The 19687-nt window shown below is 40.9% G+C and carries 16 protein-coding genes, 1 tRNA gene and 1 pseudogene; 3 read left to right on the top strand and 15 right to left on the bottom strand.

The annotated features are described in order from the left end of the window. Nucleotides 1-8: 8 nt before the first annotated feature. From VK541_RS02220 to VK541_RS02190, 9 genes and pseudogenes are all read right to left on the bottom strand, one after another. Complete coding sequence (locus tag VK541_RS02220; protein WP_324366495.1) at nt 9-3341, bottom strand: SusC/RagA family TonB-linked outer membrane protein; 3333 nt, start codon at nt 3339-3341, stop codon at nt 9-11. A 191-nt stretch (nt 3342-3532) separates the two neighbouring features. Beyond that, complete coding sequence (locus VK541_RS02215; protein WP_324366493.1) at nt 3533-4672, bottom strand: FecR family protein; 1140 nt, start codon at nt 4670-4672, stop codon at nt 3533-3535. 923 nt (nt 4673-5595) lie between these two features. Next, entirely contained in the window at nt 5596-6171 is a 576-nt protein-coding gene (locus VK541_RS02210; protein WP_324366491.1) for an RNA polymerase sigma-70 factor, read from the bottom strand. A 227-nt stretch (nt 6172-6398) separates the two neighbouring features. Then, entirely contained in the window at nt 6399-6626 is a 228-nt protein-coding gene (locus VK541_RS25775) for an IS66 family transposase (protein ID WP_414692600.1), read from the bottom strand. Further along, a pseudogene (locus VK541_RS25770) lies at nt 6617-7030 on the bottom strand (IS66 family transposase); the annotation flags it as partial. The gene VK541_RS25775 and the pseudogene VK541_RS25770, both read right to left, overlap by 10 nt. 128 nt (nt 7031-7158) lie before the next feature. Continuing rightward, the gene (locus VK541_RS02205; protein ID WP_324366489.1) at nt 7159-7326 is read right to left on the bottom strand and encodes a hypothetical protein; all 168 of its coding nucleotides are present in this window, start codon (nt 7324-7326) and stop codon (nt 7159-7161) included. Between the two features lie 30 nt (nt 7327-7356). Further along, nucleotides 7357-9393, bottom strand: a complete 2037-nt coding sequence (mobC, locus tag VK541_RS02200) for a conjugal transfer protein MobC (RefSeq protein ID WP_324366486.1) — start codon at nt 9391-9393, stop codon at nt 7357-7359. A gap of 16 nt (nt 9394-9409) precedes the next feature. Next, nucleotides 9410-10348 carry a DUF5712 family protein gene (locus VK541_RS02195; protein ID WP_324366484.1) on the bottom strand — a complete coding sequence of 313 codons (939 nt, stop codon included), beginning with the start codon at nt 10346-10348 and terminating at the stop codon, nt 9410-9412. A 3-nt stretch (nt 10349-10351) separates the two neighbouring features. After that, nucleotides 10352-10891 (bottom strand): BfmA/BtgA family mobilization protein, encoded by a 540-nt coding sequence (locus VK541_RS02190; protein WP_324366482.1) that lies wholly within the window; start codon nt 10889-10891, stop codon nt 10352-10354. Between the two features lie 514 nt (nt 10892-11405). On the opposite strand from VK541_RS02190, the gene VK541_RS02185 reads away from it, so the two are divergent. After that, complete coding sequence (locus tag VK541_RS02185) at nt 11406-11723, top strand: hypothetical protein (RefSeq protein ID WP_324366480.1); 318 nt, start codon at nt 11406-11408, stop codon at nt 11721-11723. A 77-nt stretch (nt 11724-11800) separates the two neighbouring features. Then, a complete protein-coding gene (locus VK541_RS02180) occupies nt 11801-12877 on the top strand; it encodes a hypothetical protein (protein ID WP_324366478.1) in 1077 nt (358 codons plus the stop codon). Between the two features lie 98 nt (nt 12878-12975). Here the strand turns inward: VK541_RS02180 and VK541_RS02175 are convergent, their stop codons facing one another. Together VK541_RS02175 and VK541_RS02170 are read right to left on the bottom strand one after the other, a co-directional pair. Then, nucleotides 12976-14172: a site-specific integrase gene (locus VK541_RS02175; protein WP_324366476.1), complete on the bottom strand. Its 1197-nt coding sequence runs from the start codon at nt 14170-14172 to the stop codon at nt 12976-12978. Between the two features lie 92 nt (nt 14173-14264). After that, nucleotides 14265-14341 (bottom strand) — tRNA-Ala (locus VK541_RS02170). A 403-nt stretch (nt 14342-14744) separates the two neighbouring features. On the opposite strand from VK541_RS02170, the gene VK541_RS02165 reads away from it, so the two are divergent. Continuing rightward, complete coding sequence (locus tag VK541_RS02165) at nt 14745-15848, top strand: serine hydrolase domain-containing protein (RefSeq protein WP_324366474.1); 1104 nt, start codon at nt 14745-14747, stop codon at nt 15846-15848. Between the two features lie 7 nt (nt 15849-15855). Here VK541_RS02165 and VK541_RS02160 read toward each other — a convergent pair whose 3' ends face one another. From VK541_RS02160 to VK541_RS02145, 4 genes are all read right to left on the bottom strand, one after another. Beyond that, nucleotides 15856-16056 carry a hypothetical protein gene (locus VK541_RS02160; protein ID WP_324366472.1) on the bottom strand — a complete coding sequence of 67 codons (201 nt, stop codon included), beginning with the start codon at nt 16054-16056 and terminating at the stop codon, nt 15856-15858. A 94-nt stretch (nt 16057-16150) separates the two neighbouring features. Further along, complete coding sequence (locus VK541_RS02155; RefSeq protein WP_324366470.1) at nt 16151-16921, bottom strand: hypothetical protein; 771 nt, start codon at nt 16919-16921, stop codon at nt 16151-16153. 283 nt (nt 16922-17204) lie between these two features. Continuing rightward, on the bottom strand, nt 17205-18623 hold the full coding sequence (locus VK541_RS02150) for a glycoside hydrolase family 125 protein (protein WP_324366468.1): 1419 nt from the start codon (nt 18621-18623) through the stop codon (nt 17205-17207). Between the two features lie 4 nt (nt 18624-18627). Beyond that, a partial coding sequence (locus VK541_RS02145; protein WP_324366466.1) for a glycoside hydrolase family 92 protein occupies nt 18628-19687 on the bottom strand: 1060 nt, incomplete at its 5' end.

The following is a 19687-nucleotide window of genomic DNA, read 5'->3' as shown; positions in this document are numbered from 1 at the left end:
TGGACCAATTAAAAACCGATGTTAAGCCCCAGGGCAAAAGTGCGCTGGATTGGGTAATCTTCATTATTTTCATTTGATTCTGGATCAATGAAATACTTCTGACTCTTAGCAGAGGTTAACAAATTGGTGCCAGAAATGAATACTTTAAACTGTTTAAATGGAGATTTCTCCAACCAACCATTTTTAAGGTCATACCCAAGCTGCAGGTATTTTAAACGAACAAAACTTGATTTTAGGATCCAAAAGTCACTTGTTACGTAATTATTACCTCCATTGACACCCGCAGAAGAAACCTGGCGTGGAAATAAAGCATCTGTATTATTTGGCGTCCAGTAATCTTGTTGGAATCCATAAACTAACAAGTTCTGTGCTGACCCCCCCTGAACAACACCACTGATATAGCGGTCTCGGTTACCTGATCCCATCACAACAGCACTTAAAAAGATACCCTTATAACCCAAATCTATTGTTGTTCCATAATTGATGCGTGGAAATGAACTGCTGCCAATTAACCTGTTATCAGCATCGGTAATTTGCCCATCACCGTTTAAATCCTGATACATTAAGTCCCCAGCCACAACATTAATAGAATTTACCCTGCGCGGGCCATTGAGAAGATCACTGTTATTGGCATAAAAGCCCATATTATACAAGCCTGAAGTTAGTGCAGTCTGACTATTTCCAGATACTCTCGTATATGGATTTTTGAGCGCGGCTTCATCCTCTGTAGTCGTCCGTTCCCAAAGTTCATTAAAGTAAGTAAAGTTAACACCGATTTTATATGTAAAGTCGCTTGACTTATCATTCCAGGTTACATTAAACTCCGTTCCTTCTCTACGTTTTGCAGCTGCCGTAAAATTTATTGGAGGCAAACCAATACCCAAAGTCTGGGCAAATCTGGTATCACTTCCTACATAACCAGTAGTACGCTTATAAAAATAATCAACTGAAGCGCTTAAACGACTATTCAAAGTAGCCAGATCCAGTCCTATATTCCGCTCCTTATCGTCAAACCAGCTAAAACTTGTGCTTGGTAATGAACCCGGCTCTGAAGTACCTTGTACTGGTTTGCCATCAATTACCCAAGCGTTAGGATTTACTGTGTATCCAGGCACATATGCATATAAATTGACACCATCAGCATTAACCGCAGAACCACCAAGTTGTCCTACCAAACCAAATGAACTACGAATTTTCAAATAGTCTAAAATGTGCTTATCTTTTAGCGATTGCATAAAACTTTCTTCAGAGATTACGTATCCTCCGGAAAAGGAATAAAATGCACCCCATTGACTACCCTTTGGAAATGCAGCATTTCCATCATAGCGAATTGTTCCGTCAATAAAATATTTAGATTTATAGTTATAAGACAAACGGCCAATATAACCAGCCCTGGCTGTTTCATACTCAGAACCATTCGCACTCTGATCAACCGTTGGACCAGTATTAAATTGATCATAAATGATCTGGTAATTTCTCCTTCCTGCTGATAAGGAGTTAACCTTATCTTGAGCTTGTTCATAAACAGCGGTAAAATCTATATTATGATCACCAAAACTTTTATTATAGGTAACAAATCCTTGTAAAGAAAGCGTACTTCCATCTCCTCTTGTACCACTAAGTGATGGGGGATTCCCAAGTATTGGCGTATTGCTGTTCAGTGCATAAGAAGGGGCCGTCGCACTCCACGATTTACCCATAGAGTTCCACATATTGTAACTTCCTGTTGCCTTAAAATGCAATCCTGACAAAAATGGAGCTTCATAATCCAAACCTAAAATACTATTAAATACACGAGATGTATTTTTAGCATATCCGGATAATGATGAAAGCTCTATTGCCGGATTATCGGTAGTCCCATTGTAAGGTAACCCGAATTCATTATAAGCAAGTGAACCAGATCCCTTTTGCTGTATATGCTGATATATATTATTATATCCACTCGCAGTAGAAGAAAGAGGAACAGAATTGTTTTCTACAAACCCATCCAAACCCGCTGTTACCTTTAAATGAATATCATCAAAGGTACTTACTGTATTTAAACGATAGGTTATGCGTTTATTGTAATTATTGTCCGTTTTTAAATTAGTACCCTGATTAAAATAAGATCCAGATGCGTAATAGGTTAAAGCCTTGTTACCCGAAGAAATTGAAAAATCATGACGTTGTTCTGGTGAATGACTTTTTAAGGCAATGTCCCGCCAGTCGGTATTCGGATAAAGAAAAGGTTGTGATTGATCTTTGTATAAGGCCAAAATGTCGTCGGCTGTTGGCTGCGTACGCCCCTCAGCTATATATACCTGGTTAATGGCGTCTAAGGTTTCATAAGAACTTAATCTTTTCGGGAACAAAGTTGGCTGTGAAAAAATCTGATTAAAGGAATAATTAATATTGACCTGCCCTTCTCTTCCTTTTTTGGTGGTTACCATAATAACACCATTTGAACCTTGCTGGCCGTACAAGGCAGTAGCACCAACATCCTTTAACACAGAATAACTTTCAATATCATTTGGATTCAAATTTGAAAAATCATTTGCAGTCCTAACCTGATTATCAATCACATACAAAGGAGTACTTCCTCCACGAATAGACACCGTACTCTTGGCACCAGGGGCTCCGGTTGAACTTGTCACGATGATACCCTGCATTCTGCCTGCAACCGCATCGTTAATGGATTGTACTGGTAAAGGCGCAACATTTTCCATGTTGAGGGTACTTACCGCGCTATTAATTTTTCTCTTGGTGGAAGTACCATAACCTATCACGACTACTTCATTTAAATTATCGAGTTTTGGCACCAACTTAATGGTCATTGCAAACTGTGCATCAGCTTTAACTTCCTGCACCACATAGCCTACATAGGAAATCACTAAAATTGCATTTTCAGGAACATTTTTAAGCACAAATTCACCGTTACTTCCTGATGTTGTTCCATTATTAGTATCCTTTACTTTAATAGTTACCCCAGGCATAAAATTCCCTTTTTCATCTAAGATTTTGCCTTGTACATCTGCAGGAGGGGTGTGTAAACCAGAAGCGATTGTTTCTGTCTTTCTTTTGATTACTATAACTTGATCCTTTATAGCATAAGTTAAAGGCTGATTAGAAAATATAAACTTCAGTACCTTCTCTAAAGGGCTGTTTGTAAACCTGAGGTCAATACTTTTTGATTCATTCAACATTTCTTCTGTATACAAAAAAGTATATCCGGTCTGTTTATGGATTTCCTTAAAGACTCTGTCTAATGAAATATTATTTTCTTTGATGGTCAGCTTCTGTGCGTTTACTGCTGCGCTAACCTGGAGAAAAGCTGCGATTAGAAAAATAACGGTAAGTTTCATGACTAACATTATTTTATTTATGGCACCACAGGGTTTCCATAAAATTCTATTGTGAAATTTCATACATTTGGTTGTTTTGGTTTAGTTGTAATGGGTTGTTTATCGCAATTGTATTCAATGGGTAAACCATAACATCGATCGGGGGTGCCGCAAACACTCCCGATTCTATCAGATTTACCATAAATGTAGATTTAAGGCATAACGGCAATCCTCCTTTCTTCAATTCTAAAATGTACCAGATTAGTTAATTCCAACATATTTAAAACTTCCTTTATGTCCTGATAACGGGAAATTGTACCCATGAATCTTTCTTCAGAAACCTTACCCCTATAAACAATATCGACATTGTACCAACGACTGATCCTTCTCATTATAGCTTCAATCTTGTCATTATCAAATACAAAAAGTCCGTTTTTCCAATCAATTACTGCTGCTACATCTACCAGTCTAAGTTCAATACTATTTCCTCTAAGAACTGCCTGATCACCTGGTTTCAGGAATAAAGAGTGATTGTCATCAGCCGTTACCTTTACGCTTCCTTCCAATAATGTTGTTTTTGTTGTATGCTCGTCAGTGTACGCATTTACATTAAAATGGGTTCCAAAAACCATTATTTCCTGTTGAGCTGTTGTTACCTTAAAAGGTTTCCGTTTATCTTTTGCTACCTCAAAATACCCTTCCCCAGTTAATTCAACACGCCTTTCTGTGCTGGCAAATCTGGCAGGAAATTTTAAAGAAGAAGAAGCATTAAGCCAAACTTTAGTCCCATCTGGAAGATTTACTTGATATTGTCCCCCTGCAGGCGTTTGAATGGTGTTAAATTGTGTTTCATTTGCTTTGCCTTCAACATCACTTTCTAAGGATGGAATGGCAGTATAAACCAGTTGTCCATTAGCTGCTTTTGTAATGCTAACTCCGGTTTGTTTGGCAATTTCACCGGTATTTGCATCCGCTAAAATCACCTTTTTTCCATTTGCAAGAATCAGCACTGCTTTATTGCTCCCTGGTTTTATAAGGTTTGATACATTTACCACATTTAAAGATGCCTCAGAATCCTTTGTACTGTTGAAATAAAAATAGGTACCAAAAGACATTAAGATCAGTATGGCTGCAACACTACGAAACCAAAATCTGCTATTCTTATTGTTTTTCCGATTCATGGATAACTGTTTCCATACTTTTCTTTCGGCGGCATCTATTTCAAAAGGTGTAGGTCCTTTACTATCCTCAGTAACATCCAAATACCAGCTTTCCACGATGATACATTCCTGTTGGTTTGCTTTTCCCTCAAGATATTTTTCCAGTAATTCTTCTGCTTCTAATTTTTTCATAAAATAAAGAGGATTCGTCCCTATACTATATAAGACTATTAACCTGGATCAATAGGGTATCGTAAAAAAAATATTTTTTTATTGTCCTAGCCGCGAATGATCAGGATCAGGTAAGCAACAGTCCCAATACGTGACCGAAGGATTCTTAAAGATCTTTCATCCGTGTACAAACTGTATATTCAGAAGTCCCAAGCTGCTCAGCAATATCTTTTTTGGTACGAAGCCTCTTGTATAAAGTAGTGCGCTACCCAAAATAATTTGTTTAAAACCAGCTTCCTCACAAACCTTTACCCATTGTCTGGCATCCAGATTTTTTGGATTAAATATTTTAGAATCTTCAGATCCATCTCCTCATTCCTTATTGGTAAATGTGTTTATTCCGAAGTAAAGAAAAGCAGTTAATTCAACCTGTTTCCAACTCAGTTGCCTTGGAGCAGGAACTACATTTGCAGCTTTTTTAAGATATCCTGCTCGGTATCTCCAGGGTTAATTTAACATAGTTTTATTGGTAAAGATTTGGGCAGAACTACTGCCTGAAACGCATACACATAAAGCAATTTCCAGACCTGCGATTAGAATCCATTTTAACTTATTCATTTAATTTAGCTTTTTCATAATCTGTCATTTTTACTCATCACATGATTAGAGTATTGTTACTTATTTATTGAGCAATTGAAAAGAAAGGATTACAAATTAAACGGACAAATACAGCGATCAAGGAATAGCCTAATGTTTTCATTATTTGGCTTTATTTGTTATTGCAACCGAGTTGGATTATTGACTCAAAAATTTAGATTTTCATATAGACACAAAAACAAATAAGTAAGACATAAAAAATCAAAGAAACAAAATTCTAAACAGTAGAAATTTGACATTTTTGCCAATTCATTCTGCGATATTGGCATTAAAATATAAGTTTTATTTTAGTGATGAATGAGCAGGATCAGGTAAGCAATAATCCCAATACGTGACCGAAGAATTCTTAAAGATTTTTTCACTTGTGTACGAACAGTATGTTCAGAAGTCCCAAGCTGCTCAGCAATATCTTTGTGGCTCAATCCTTCAGTTCGGCTCATGACAAAAACCTTTTTCATTTGAGCCGGAAGAGCATTAATTTCTCTTTCGATTAATGCTGCTAGTTCTCGCTCCCGTATGTGAGCATCAGTAACAAATTCACCCCTATCGATAAATTCCTTTAGTGAATCGAGATAAACGTTTTTACGATCAGATCGGACCTTAAGTGTAAAGATTCGATTTCGGATAGATGCATACAAGTAAGCAGAAAAATTAGAGATTTCGAGCTCATTTCTTTTTGACCAAAGAAATTCAAACAAATCCTGAACGATATCTATCGCCTCCCCATCATTACCCATTTTTTTAAATGCATGTATATACAATGGCTTAAAGAACCTTTTATAAAGTTCTGTAAATGCTTCTTGATCCCCCTCTTTCAAGAGAGCGGCCAATTCATTATCCAAAAGCAGATGGTTTGCATTCATACCCGTTGTAATCTAATATCGGAATTATATCACAAAATCGTTACAATTAATAGTGAAAATTTAAACTATTATTTTTTTTTCCGTATGTCCTATTCAAAGGAAAGACATTTTAAATGTCAATAATTTGACGTTTTTGTCAAATCATTCAGCAATATTGGCAAACAATTCATAAATAAACATCAGCGGCGATATGGTGAGATTAAAAACGTAACTGTTCAGGTTGTGTTTCAGATGCTGTATTTGAGTTTTGCAATTTCAGCAAATGCATTTATAATACTTTGGGAGTTTTTAATGCAGATGTCGGTTACTGAACGCATGATTGCATAACTATGTACACCTTGTGCTGATTTAAACATTCCTGATGCCTTTTGCTTGACTTTAATATTGCGAATCGCCAGTTCAGACTTATTGTTATCTGCGGGTACATCGTAGTGATAGAGGAAAGTTAAAAGTATTGCCTATGTTTTAAGATTCGCTTCTGGAAGGCAAGAAGCTTTTTATCTTTGTCAGGGATTTTGTACATCAGCAGTTCCTGAAGTTGCTTTTCCAATTCTGATCTTGCTGATACAGGTTGTTGATATTGGTATGGCTCCATTATTTTTTTCAGTTGGAGCGCAGTATAAATCAACTGCTTAAATCTTGTAGCCCATTCCGAGGTATATTTTTGTTCCATGTAAACCATTTCCCTCAATAAGTGAGCGGTGCAGATCTGATGGTTTAATGCCCGGGTCTTAAAGTGGGGATTCCAGCAATCATGGGTTAGTACCGCCTTGGGAAACCCTGCGGGGAAATGAGTCTGGATAGTTTGGAGATCTCTTTTATGAGAGTAAGCGATAAAGGTAGCCCGTTTACTTTGCCATGTCCAAAACCAGTTTTATTTGCCATTCTATTTGGCTCCGGTTTTATCTGATCCAATTACCGTTGCCTGCAACAATGCATTTTTGATCAGCAGCATCGCAGGCTGTGCTTTAACGGCAAACCGGTTAATTATCCCACACACAGTACCTGACTGATGGGCATGGAATAAACAGATTTGAAGAATTCGCTGATACGTCCGAAAGGGACATACTGACGGGTATGCAGATAGGCAATCATCTCCTGAGTATTACTTCCGTAGCTTACCGGCGCATCTACACCTACCGGAAAATCCGTCAAACTTTGATGCCCGCAACAGCAGACCTTACTCTACATGGATACGGCCTGCTGATTTTCCTGTTCATCCGTGTTGGGCTGATCTGTATTCTCCGGTTTCTTTTCTTCCTGTGGTTCCTCTTTTGGTTTACGGTCACCGATCTTCTTCAGTTCTTCTTTTACCAACTGATCTATATCCGCTTTAATGGAAGCATAGTTTTCAATAATATCGGTATAAGTTACTTTTTCCAGTTGGGGAATGGGCTTGTAAGCTGCCTCTTCCTCGGCAATGGCCTCATGGTTGTTCTGTATTTCTGAATGAAACATTTTCAGGGTAATCTTCTGATCCGGATTATCAGCCACGATACCGACAAATTCACCGGACGATAAGGCGGAAATCTTAGATGCAGGAATCGCATAATCCATTTGGGTAGATTTGGAAACGGAAACATCGCTACTTGAAATACTTTTGCTTTCCTTGTCTTGTACAATTTTCCCGAAGCCCTCGCTCAGTTTTTTCGCTGTATCCCCCGTAACCTGACCGCTGATGATATTGCCCACAATACCAGTGATCACATCGGCCTGTTCTGCGCCATAATCCTTTTTCAATTGCTCGGCAGACTGAACCGCTATAGTAGTGGAAACCTTATTACTGCGTGCAGTTGCGATCAAACTGTCCATGTTGTTGAAAAAAATAGTCGGGAATTCATCGAAGATCAAGCTGCTTTTTAACTGGCCTTTACGGTTGACCAACTTGATCACCCTTGAAATGTACAAAGACAAAACAGCGCCATATACCTGTAGCTTCTGCGGGTTATTGCCCACACAGATGATCTTGGGCTCATTGGGATTATTCAGATCGAGGGTAAAATCATTCCCGCTCAATACGTAATATAGCCCTGGAGATGACAATCTTGCTAAACCAATTTTAGCGGACGCGACCTGTCCCTCCAGTTGAGGCATAGCTTTACGTTGCAGGGCAGAAATGAAGGGATTGATCAGCGGCCGAATTTCTTCCTCTTCCTTTAATATGGCAAATAACGGGTCATAATCGAACTGGATCAATTCGATCACATGGGGCAAAGTGCAGTACTTTCCATTTTGGTATCTTCTTAAATACCAGATAACAGCTGTAACAAAATTGCAGGCACTCTCCACGAAAAAATCGCCCTGTTTTTTTATCCAGTCCCTGTTGAGGCCAAGCATAATCGTTCTTGAAGCTTCTGCAGCATCGGTAATGTCTTCCATTCCCTCGGGAGAAAGCGGATTGCAGCGGTGCCTCGGGTTTTCCAGGTCAATGGTATAGAACTTCGGTTTTACCTTGTAGTTTCTGTGATATTTTAAAAGTTTGTTGTAGGCAATGTTGGAAAGATCGTCGTACTTAAAATCATAGATGAACATGGAAAAACCCTTTTTGATATGCTGGTCGATAATGTGCCGGATCACGAAATAGGTTTTCCCTGCGCCTGGAGTGCCCGCTACCAAGATGCCTCTAAAAGGATTGATGATATTTATCCAGCTATCCCTGACCTTGTTTTTCAATCTATATTTTGCTGGCAGGTTGATGGAATATTCGTTTTCCAATAGCCGTTCCTCCTGCGGAAAGGTCTCGTTTTCCAGATTGAAAACATCTTTTTTCAGGCCGTTCTTGATCAGCCTGCTCAACAACCCGCCTCCTGTCAAGATCAGCATATACCCGATGGCAGTAATACCTATATACAAAATGGCGATCAATTGCGGTGGGGCATACAGGTAGAAACACAATGTGCTAATGAAATAAAGCAGTAGTCCCGTAAGCAGGTAAGCTACTATGGCGTTTTTCTGCATCTTCTCGTCTTTTTTGCCCTTTACTGCGATAAGGGAGACCGCCAGTAATAGCAATGCAGATAGTTTGGGCATCAGGATGCCCTTAAACAACCCTGTCTTTGAAATATTGCCGATCAGTCGGTCTGTAATTTCCGCTGTCCAGCCCCAATACTTAAATGCAAGATAACAGCATAAGTAAAAATGGATGGCCAATATGAAAATGCTGATCAGTCTTGTGAAATCAACGATTTTCCTTAGCCCTTGAATGTCTTCTCCGGTATTCATAAAGATATATTTTAGTTTACATACTTAATCCCTGCTCATTCTCCTGTGACTTGCCTTTCCTGCGCTTCTTTTTTCGCTTTAATCCAGTGCCTAGCGGGTCAGCGTCCTGTCTTTCCAATAACAGCCCCAGATAGTTGGTAGGTTCGGGCAGTTTCAGGTAACTGTGCGGCATTTCCTGTTTTGGCTCTGTGTGTTTTTCAATTTGCTCGGTTTTGGCCTTGCTGATTGATTTCCGCATTTCCATCCTATCTCTCAGACTGCCTTTGGCATTGAGGTTGGCATGTTTGAAAGTTTCTGTTACTGGCCTTTGGAAGTTGAACTCCTGATCGAAAACCCTCTCTCCAGAATTCTTAAAAGCTACTCGATCAAACTGACCCAGTTTTTTGGAATGTTCCGTATTCTTGCCCCTTGATTTGTTCATCGGGCTTAATCGGATTTTATCGGTAATGTCCTTACGGCTCACAATGACCTGAATGTGCATCTGCTCGCCCGGCTTCACCGTTCCACGCTTAACCTGCCCGTTCTTTACCTCTTTGTCCTTATAGGAGTAATAGCGGTGGTTTTCCAGTTTGCCGAACCATAGCAGATCAGTGTTTGATTTTATATTATCCTTTTTAAAATTCCTGGCGTATTCATCCATGATCTTAACGGCATATTCCTTCAGCTTTCCCCGTGCGCCATCTTCTCCGTACAATAATTTCAAATGGCTGATCTCTTTTTGGCTCGGACTGATATTGATTAGGAAAAACTTAGCGTCATCCCGACAAAGCTTGGCAATGTTGTTATCCAGTTTACTTTTTACCTCATAGGATTGGACAGTTTTATTACCACCATTAAACCACAACATCGGTTCTTCGGACTTATACAGCCTGTTTTCCTTATCGAGATAATGCACTAGTTGCCCACTGCTTCCCTTATTGTTTCCCTTTTCGCTATCGGTAATATTGATGTACATGGCTTATAGATTGATGACCTGCTTTCGCACATTTTCGGCTAATTCTTCTCGTTCTCTTGTTTTGAAGGCGCCGAGTTCCTCTCGGTTTCTGATGTATCCGTTCAGTATTTGCAGGAAACTTGCTTTAAGCCTTTCTTTATTCTCAAACGTTTTTTGAAGCATTTTTTCCGTCTCTAAAAGCCTGGCATTTTGTTCCTGCTGGTTCTTTAGGATGCTCTTATTGGTGTTTACTACCTGCTCGTTGAAATATTTTACAATGTCTTTTTGATTGGAGATCATTTTGTCCATACTTTCTTTCATGGGGACCAGCAGTAATTGCTCCTGTGCTTTGATGAAACTGGTATATGCCTGATGGCTTTTTGTTAACGTATTCTTTAGCAGGTCGTCGTTAGTATCGGCAGGATCTTTTTTTGTTCTGTAGAAATATTCCACCATTTTGATGAAGAGTTCCCGTTTAGTCAGCCCCAGTGATGAGGCTACTTTTCCAAATTTTACATCGAGCAATGCAGGATACTTTACCGTATTTACATTTTCCTGTTCCATAGCTGATATTGCTTATCGGAATTCCGCTCGGAATTCCATTTTCTCGATTTAATGCTATCCCAAACGGCCAAAGAATTCCCGGAGAATTCTTCAAACCCCGTAGCAGTAGCGTAGGGGCATAAAGTAAGGCTCTGCCTAACTTCCGCTTGCTCCTTTTCTGGTAGGAGAAAAGGACACTGCGAGGAAGCCGAAGCAGTGCTGATAAACAGTGGAACTGTAAGTAGCGGTACTGTGCTTTTCATATTCAATTTTTTAATACGGACAAATTTGGGAAGCAGGAATTAGAGGTAAAGGGTTATCGTGGGATATACTAAGAAGATTTATTTTTATATAAAATAGCTATTAGGATAAGTCGGGTTTCTGGTGGAGGCTATACAACTTAAAACGACCCTATTCAGAGCATAGGCTTAATGTGACGCCGTAATATTTGCAGAAAATGGATACGGTATATCGCTAAATGACCGTACACTATTAAATGCCATACTCTATCATTGCTTAAGATAAAATATAGTCAATGGACAAAGCAAAAATAGGGGTATCAAATACTGCACAAGAAAAAGAAGAACAGGGTATTTCAAGTCTGCTGGACAAGATCGAGAAAGGTGATATTCCAAAAGAAATTTTTATTGCCCGTCTGTTCGAAATGGTTGTTGAATTAAACCAAAAGATCGACAACTTGGGCCAAAAAATTATCCACCTGTCCGATATCTCTAGAAAGATTTCAGAAATACACACGCTCCACTTTCCAAAGGATGCACTTGAGAAAGAAAAAAACCTGACCGAAAAATTCCTAGCGGAAATCTTGCTCGGAATCCCAAGAAAACGCAGATGACACAGCTAATGAACTGATAATGTCTCATTAACAAAATTTTCTTTATTTTAGGGTAACGATAACCCTAAATTACTCTCATGAAAATTAAAACGCTATTAATTGCAGGAATGCTGTTGGCCTTTGGAGTCAACATTTCTGCCCAGAGCACAAGTAACTGGATCAAGGTAAAATCTAGTTCTGATGAAAGTTTCAAAGACCCTATTACACGCAACGCAAGCTACTTGTCCGTCAAGGTAGTCAATAGTAAGATTTACCATCAGTCGGATTGGTGGTCTAACCTAGTTGGTAAGAACAAGAAGGCCTTCTATACGATCAACGTCTCTGCCTCATATCCGAACGGATCAAATGTGGCAAACCGATGGAGTAGTGGTCAAGTTTCGATAGAGAAAAAAATGACTCCCATTGAGATCGGCTGGTCCCAGTCCCTAGTAAATGAGATACCTACGGTATTTACCAGCTTGAAAATCGATATCACCTTGGGATTTAACTCAGTAGACGGAGTTGACAAAACGATCGGTATTATTTCTGACATCTCAAAAACCACTCCCGCGATATCAGCGATCCAAGGCTACATGGGGGCTGTGACCGGAACAAAGGCCATCCTTGACGAGCTCTTCGATAAAAAACTGGCTGCAAGCTACATCAGCAGTAATCATGAGATAATGGCGTCATCACAAAATATGCTCGCACCAGGATACTATGTGATATTTGGCGAAAAGACAAGTTTAAACTATGAGAAATATAAGAATAATGCTACAAAATTGGTATGGAACGGGAACAGCCTGTTATATGACAATGCCCACATCAACGACGTAAACTACGTGGTCATTCTTCTTGAAGCCAAACCAAAGCTGTTTCCAGTGAAGGATATCAATATCCTCTCTTCAACTGAGCTTCCTTGGGTAAAGTTTTATATGAAGGTAAACTCGCTAATTGACGACTGGTCAGACTTAACAAGCAGCTCGAAAGTCTTGGCTGAGGCTAGGGAAAACTTGACGGCGGCTAAGGCATTGTTAGATAATGATCCAATTTACATCTATAGTGAAAAAGAAGAAATTCACATTACGCTAAAAGATCTGTTTACCAAGAAATACAACAAAAAAAAGGATGATATGACTAAAAATCCCGACTTTTTCAAACCAATGGGTCAATAGTAGCATATAAATAATTTTTTAAACACTTAGTTGACGGTTATATTTCAGGTTATAACCGTCAGCTTTTAATGTTCCGATGAAATAATTATATATGGGGTCTAGATTTTTGGGATCGCTTTATCGTTCTTTACAAATTTCAAAAGATCCTTTAGGTAGGTTTCTGTTTCAACAAGACTACCATGCCTATTGGCAGAACAGATTTCAGCAAGTGTCCATCCCGCTTTAAATTTTTTCACATTGGAAAAGTGCTTGAAAGAATATAACGTGTAGTTCTTCTTATCCAGCTTTGTCGCTTTCAGACATTTTTGGAACCTATTGTAGGGTGTATTCTCACCAATTCTTTTTTCTCCGATGATGGTATCGGTTGAGCCTAGAAGATAGTCCGTAACAGGGTATGAGGAAACCTTAAGTTCTTTCAACTCCCGACACAGACTTGCATCGATACTGATGGGAAGCGACTTCTTATTCTTGGCAATGCTTGCCGGTACGGTAATTACGTTATGTTCAAGGTTGATATGTTTAAGCTGAAGATACCGCAGCTCCTTTGGCCTGATGCACGTGTAATAGATCATCTTTACAAAGAAGAGGCAATAGTGGTCATGCTCATTCAACCATTTCATTATGGTCTTGAAGTCTTTATCGGAAAAAATCTGATGCGATTCGGTCGCTATCTTTGTTCTGGTCTCTATATCCGTTACCGGATTTTCAGAAATATATTTATTGACCTTCAGGTATTTGAAATAGTTATTAAGGATTATTCTTGAACTGTTATAGGTCACTCCAGTCCATTTGGCGTCCTTTTCCATAAAGTTCAGGAATTCGGTGATCTCATAATCGGAAATCTCGCTTACCTTTTTATCCTGCCCGTAGTAGGCAATGAATTGGTTCAATTTTGAAAGATAGGACTGACGGGATTTTTTCCTTGTTCCCTTGGCAATATGATATTCTTCGAAAAGAGTCTTGGCAGCTTCAAGGGTGAGCGAAGAAACCTGCCGTTTTAACCTATCGTTTGCTTTTTCATCAATTGGGCTCCATCCGCCCTCTAAAGCAATTTTATAGGCTTCACATAATCTGGTGAACTGCATGAGCTTTTCCTTAGGGTCTTTAAGCCTGTTGAGGTTTTTGGTCGGTCTGAAACGTTCCATCTTATCCGTTTCGGCATTATGGAAAAAGAATTCCACATACCAGTTCTGTTTGGCCTCTTCCTTTGCCCATGTGCTACCCTTTGGAACGGTTGTGACCCGTTTTCCTTTGACCAATTTGGGAATGGTATAAGGTATTTCTGGAGTTGCCATGTAATCCAAAGATAAGAATTGTGGCTGACTTCTGGCTGAGTAAGCATCTGATAACCGACTAAAACGTTGATTATCAGATGCATTATGTGTTTTGGTGGAGAATATCGGATTCGAACCGATCACCTCTTCACTGCCAGCGAAGCGCTCTAGCCAAATGAGCTAATCCCCCATGAGTGGCAATTAAATTACCGGAGTGGGGGCAAAAGTAATTAATTTTATAAACCCTGCAAATTAAATGTGTAAATTGTAGTCTGCATCCGGCTACTTCAACCGCTTTGCATCGAACTATCCCCCGTCTTTCCCATTTCTCAGTGTGTATCCACCTTCTTATTGTGTTCTTATTGTGTTTACACTGAGTGCAGGGTGAGTGCACCCTGAGTCCACGGTGAGTGCACCTTTTTTCAGCAAAAAGGTGCACTCACTGCACACTCAAAGTTTATCCACTGCATACTCAGTGTAAACGCAATAAGAGCGCTATGTAAACACATATCAAGCCTGGAGACAAACGACAGATATCAAATCCGATAAAAAGAATGTGTAAATTGGCCGGATAGCCTAATGAAAGAAGACCTATGAAATCAATCATCACAGCAGTACTGCTCCTCCTGGTATCTGTTTCCGCTAAAGCGCAAAGCCGGAAGCCGGAACTGGCAAAAACAGCAGACAGCATCAGAACAGCAAGCGGGATACCTGAACTGGCTTATGTGATCCTTACCTCCGACGGCATTCTGGAAAAAAACATCCTGGGCTACCACCGCATTGACCTCCAAAATGACCAGACCAAAGCCAAAGCTACAGATTATTTTCATTTAGGTTCCAACACAAAGGCCATTACCGGTTTTATTACGGCTTCAATGGTCGAAAACAAAAAGATCAGCTGGACAACCAAATTTTTCAGTTTATTCCCCGAACTGAAAAAAGATGCCAATCCTGATTTTTATGAGATCACACTGGCCGATCTGCTGTCACACCGGGCGAGGATCAAGCCTTATACCAGTGGAACAGAATTTCAGTCCCTGCCAAAATTTAATGGCCTGCAGGCTGAACAGCGCAGGCAGTTTGCAATATATCTCCTGAAAAATGATGCGCTCCCAAAAAACAAAGAAATTTACAATTATTCAAATGCGGGGTACAGCATTGCAGCAACGATGCTGGAAAAGGTATCAGGCAAGACCTGGGAACAGCTGCTTGATGAAATACTGGCCAAAAAACTAAAACTAAAATACAAGCTCGGCTGGCCAAACAGGACAGATACGGACCAACCCTGGGGGCACTGGATAGAACAGGATGTTTTAGCCGCCCTGCCACCGACTACCTCGTATAATCTAAATCTTATAGAACCCGCGGGAGACATCAGCATGCCACTGGAAGACTATGCTAAATTTGTGCAGCTAAACTTGTCCGGCCTGACCGCGAAAAACAATTTCTTGAAATCAGAAACCTACAACTACCTGCACTATGGGCTGGATAAATATGCCATTGGCTGGCTCAATACTCCGGAAAAACATACTTCCGAGCATGCAGGCTCTGCCGGAACTTTTTATTGTTACACCCTGATCAACAAGGACAAAAACCTCGCATATATTGTCATCGCCAATTGCGCTACTGAAAATGCCTTAAAAGGAATCTTTAAACTGCTGGATAAAATGATCAGAACTGCGGAAGCGCCAAAATAAGCAGCACTTATTCCTGGTCCTTTGTCTTATGAAAGTCTTCAGATGAACTTCCTGTATGGCTTTCTTCATCATCGGGATTTTCTTCGGGTTTTTTGGATGATCCTGTATAGCCGTCATCGCTCAAAGAGTCATAGCCTTGTGTACCGGTATTGTCCAGGCCATCTTTGGGCCCAACTGGTGTAGACGGGGTAATGGGTTTCTTTGCCATAACAATGCATTTCTCTTAAGAACATAGTTGTTCTCAACTTTGTTTGAGGTTGCATGTTAATAAAGCCTTTGTGATCTGCAACGGGGTAACAAACTTATTCGTGCCGATAGTGAAAATTAGCGAACCTGACAAAATTTGTCCAGTCAAAAACGGTCAGGTCATGGATGCCCTCCCTATTATGGTAACCGATCACTGAATTGATGATAGCGGTGTTTACAGCAGGAGGTTCGGCAGTAAGCGTAAAATGCTTATCGTAAAGCGCATAAACAGGCTCTGCGTTGACCAGGGAAAGATAAGAGCCTTTCGGGTCAGCCCAAAGGTCTTTTGTGGCATTGGTTGTATAAACCGGTCTCGGTGCGATCAGGGAGACAAGCATATGCTGATCGACTGGCAAGGCATTCTCATTGTCGTTATATTTTTTATAGCTGGCTGCAAACCAATGCGGGAAATTGGTATTGATGACTTCTACCGTCTCCCCAAATTTCCTTCGGGAGAGTGCTGCCCCGGTATTGCCTGAACAATTTGCGATGACCATGGCAAAGCGCTGGTCTTCGGCACCCGCCCACAAAGCGGCCTTGCCGCCCCTGGAATGACCTACAACCGCTACCTTTTTAAAATTTACGTCCTTGTCTGTTTTGAAATAGTCCATTACCCTGCTTGCCGCCCAGGCCCAGGCACCAACAGCCCTCATACCATTGTCTTTTGTCAGCTGCTCAGGATATAGCTGCAAGACCCCGTTCATATATTCTTCTTTTTTGTCCGGTGCAGCATCGGCAACATGAAAAGCCGCAATGTGCGGATCATTTTTCCATTGGCAGTCTTCAATACCTCGGTAGTGTATACGCAGGCACCTTTGATTCGGCATCGTTTTGGCCATATGCTTTTCCAAGGCATAGTCCTATAATCAGGACCGCTGAAAGTAATCTCATTGAGTTATTTATATTGGTTACTGTAAATATAAGAAAAGAGCTGCCTTTACGGGGCAGCTCTTTTTTTTCACTCTCATATTTGTCACATCACGATAGTAGATGCATAAGAGGTATTGGTAAAATTAGAAGGAACACCAGAACAACTTGGCTCAATTGCCTCAAACTACCAAAATCTAATCAATCAAGCAAATAAAAATTTATTTAAAATATTTCGACAATTTAAGCCAGCAAATGCGGTCTTTCTTTGTAAACCTTCCATAAAAACTCTCCGAAAATGGTATTTGCCCAGGCAAACCATGATCTGGTAAAGTCTTTGGGATTGTCCATATTGAAGGATTCGTGCATAAAGCCCGTTCCCGCGTGACAGCTCTGCAAAATCTGCAAACATGATTTAATCTCTGCATCGCTGCTGCTGGTCAGTCCCTGCATGGTCACGGCTATAGGCCAGATCTTCTTGATGCCGGTGTGCGGGCTGCCGATTCCTTTTGCGGCTGTCCCCACAAAGTAGAAGGGGTTTTCATTTGAAAGAATCAGTTTGCGGGTATTGATATAAACCGGATCATTGTGTTTTACCGCTCCCAGATAAGGCAGTGCCAATAAACTTGGCACATTGGCGTCGTCCATAATGTTGGAACTGCCGTAACCGTTTACTTCAAATGCATATACTTTACCAAAAGTCGGATGGCTGACTATGGCGTGCTTCTGCAACGCAGTCTCCACTTCAGTAGCCAGTGCTTTACATTCAGCTACCAGCGCTGTATCTTTATGGACAGCTGTCAGGATCTCGGCAGCTTGTCTTAAGCTCACTACAGCAAAAAAATTGGACGGGATCAGGAAGTTATAAATGGTCGCATCATCGCTCGGTCTGAAGGCTGAGCAGATCAGTCCTACTGGCTTCACAGGATAGCCATATCCGCTGAGCGGTGTGGTGTCGGTAGCGAACATGGTTTCACGCTGGAACTTGTATGGCCCCTGTCCGTTCTTACGCTGCTGTTCTTTAAAGGTCTTGAGGATTACGGTGATCGCTTCTCTCCAGGTCGCGTCAAAAGGTGAGGTATCACCGGTGAGTTTCCAGTATTGGTAGCTCAAACGGATTGGGTAGCAGAGTGAATCGATCTCCCATTTGCGCTCATGCACGCCCGGTTTCATGTCGGTATGATCTGTCTTCCACTCTCCTACTTTATTAGGATCGCCATAGAATGCATTGGCATAAGGGTCTTTGATGATGCTTTTTACCTGATGGTTGACCACACCAGCGATCAGCTCCTGAAGTTTCTTATCTCCTTTTACGAGGGGAAGATAGGGTGTTACCTGTGCGGTACTGTCACGCAGCCACATCGCATCAATATCACCGGTGATCACGTAAGTATCTGGTTTACCGTTGACCTGCGTGTGGGTTACTGTCGTATCCAGCGTGTTTGGAAAACAATTTTCAAATAACCAGGCCAGTTCCTTATTCTTCACATTTTTGTGGAACTCAGCAATAGCGCTTTCAACGGCTGTGCTCGAAAAATGTCTTTTCGAAGCGGCTACCCTTACGACAGGAAAATCAGGCGCAGCTGCTGCAAATGAAACTTTATCTGCCATTAATCCGGCGGCCAAAAGACCGGTGTTCTGTAAAAAAATTCTTCTTTTCATAGTTCTATTTTGATAAAGAGAATGGCTTATCGTCTTCAGCCAGGCCTCTCTGCATATTTGGTTTATTGCTCATTTCCAGTTTAAGTGTACCGCCCTTGTTGATGTCATTATGTGTAATGAAATTTTTCTCATAAGTCTTACCATTAAAGACCGCTTTACTAATATAAACGTTTTCCTTACTATTATTTGGCGCTTCAATGATAAATTTCTTACCGTTTTCCAGGTTAATGGTGATCTTTTTAAACATCGGGCTCCCCAATACATATTCACCGGTACCAGGGGTTACGCTGTAGATCCCCAGCGCACTGAGGACGTACCAGGAGGAGGTCTGTCCCTGATCCTCATCGCCCGGATAACCGTTTTCAGTGGCATCATACAGTTTGCTCATGACATTTCTTGCATGAAACTGAGATTTCCAGGGCTGACCGGCATAGTTGTACAGATAAACCATGTGCTGGATCGGCTGGTTGCCATGTGCATACTGACCCATATTGGCCATCACCATTTCGGTCATCTCGTGGATCATACCCCCATAGGTGCCCACTTTAACTTTGTTGGGTACTGAAAATACAGAGTCGAGTTTGGCTGTAAAATTCTGGTTTCCGCCCATCAGGCCGATCAGGCCTTTGGTATCCTGGAAGACCGACCACTGGTAATGCCAGGCATTGCCCTCGGTAAAGGGCCCGCCCCATTCTATCGGATCAAAGTTTTTTGTCCACTCACCGTCCAGGCCTTTACCCCGCATAAACCTCGTGGATGGGTCATATACATTGCGGTAGTTGTACATCGGTTTTTGAAATACATCCATATAATGCTGGTTGCCCGTCATTTTTGCCAGCTGGTAGCCGCAAAAATCATCATAGGCGTACTCCAGTGTTTTTGCGGTAGACTCCCTGTATTTAGGATATGGAACATAGCCGAGTTCGTTGTATTCTTTTACGCCATCTCTTCCGTTGGCAGGTCCCCATGGGCCTTTGTTCATGGCTTCGTGGTAGTAGGCTTCTAAAGCTTCTTTGGGGTCAAAGGTCCGGATGCCTTTTACCCAGGCATCAGCCAGCAGGGAA

It is taken from the genome of Pedobacter sp. (genome assembly GCF_035317785.1).
Classification (GTDB): domain Bacteria; phylum Bacteroidota; class Bacteroidia; order Sphingobacteriales; family Sphingobacteriaceae; genus Pedobacter.
This window is presented reverse-complemented; position numbering and strand designations above follow the sequence as displayed.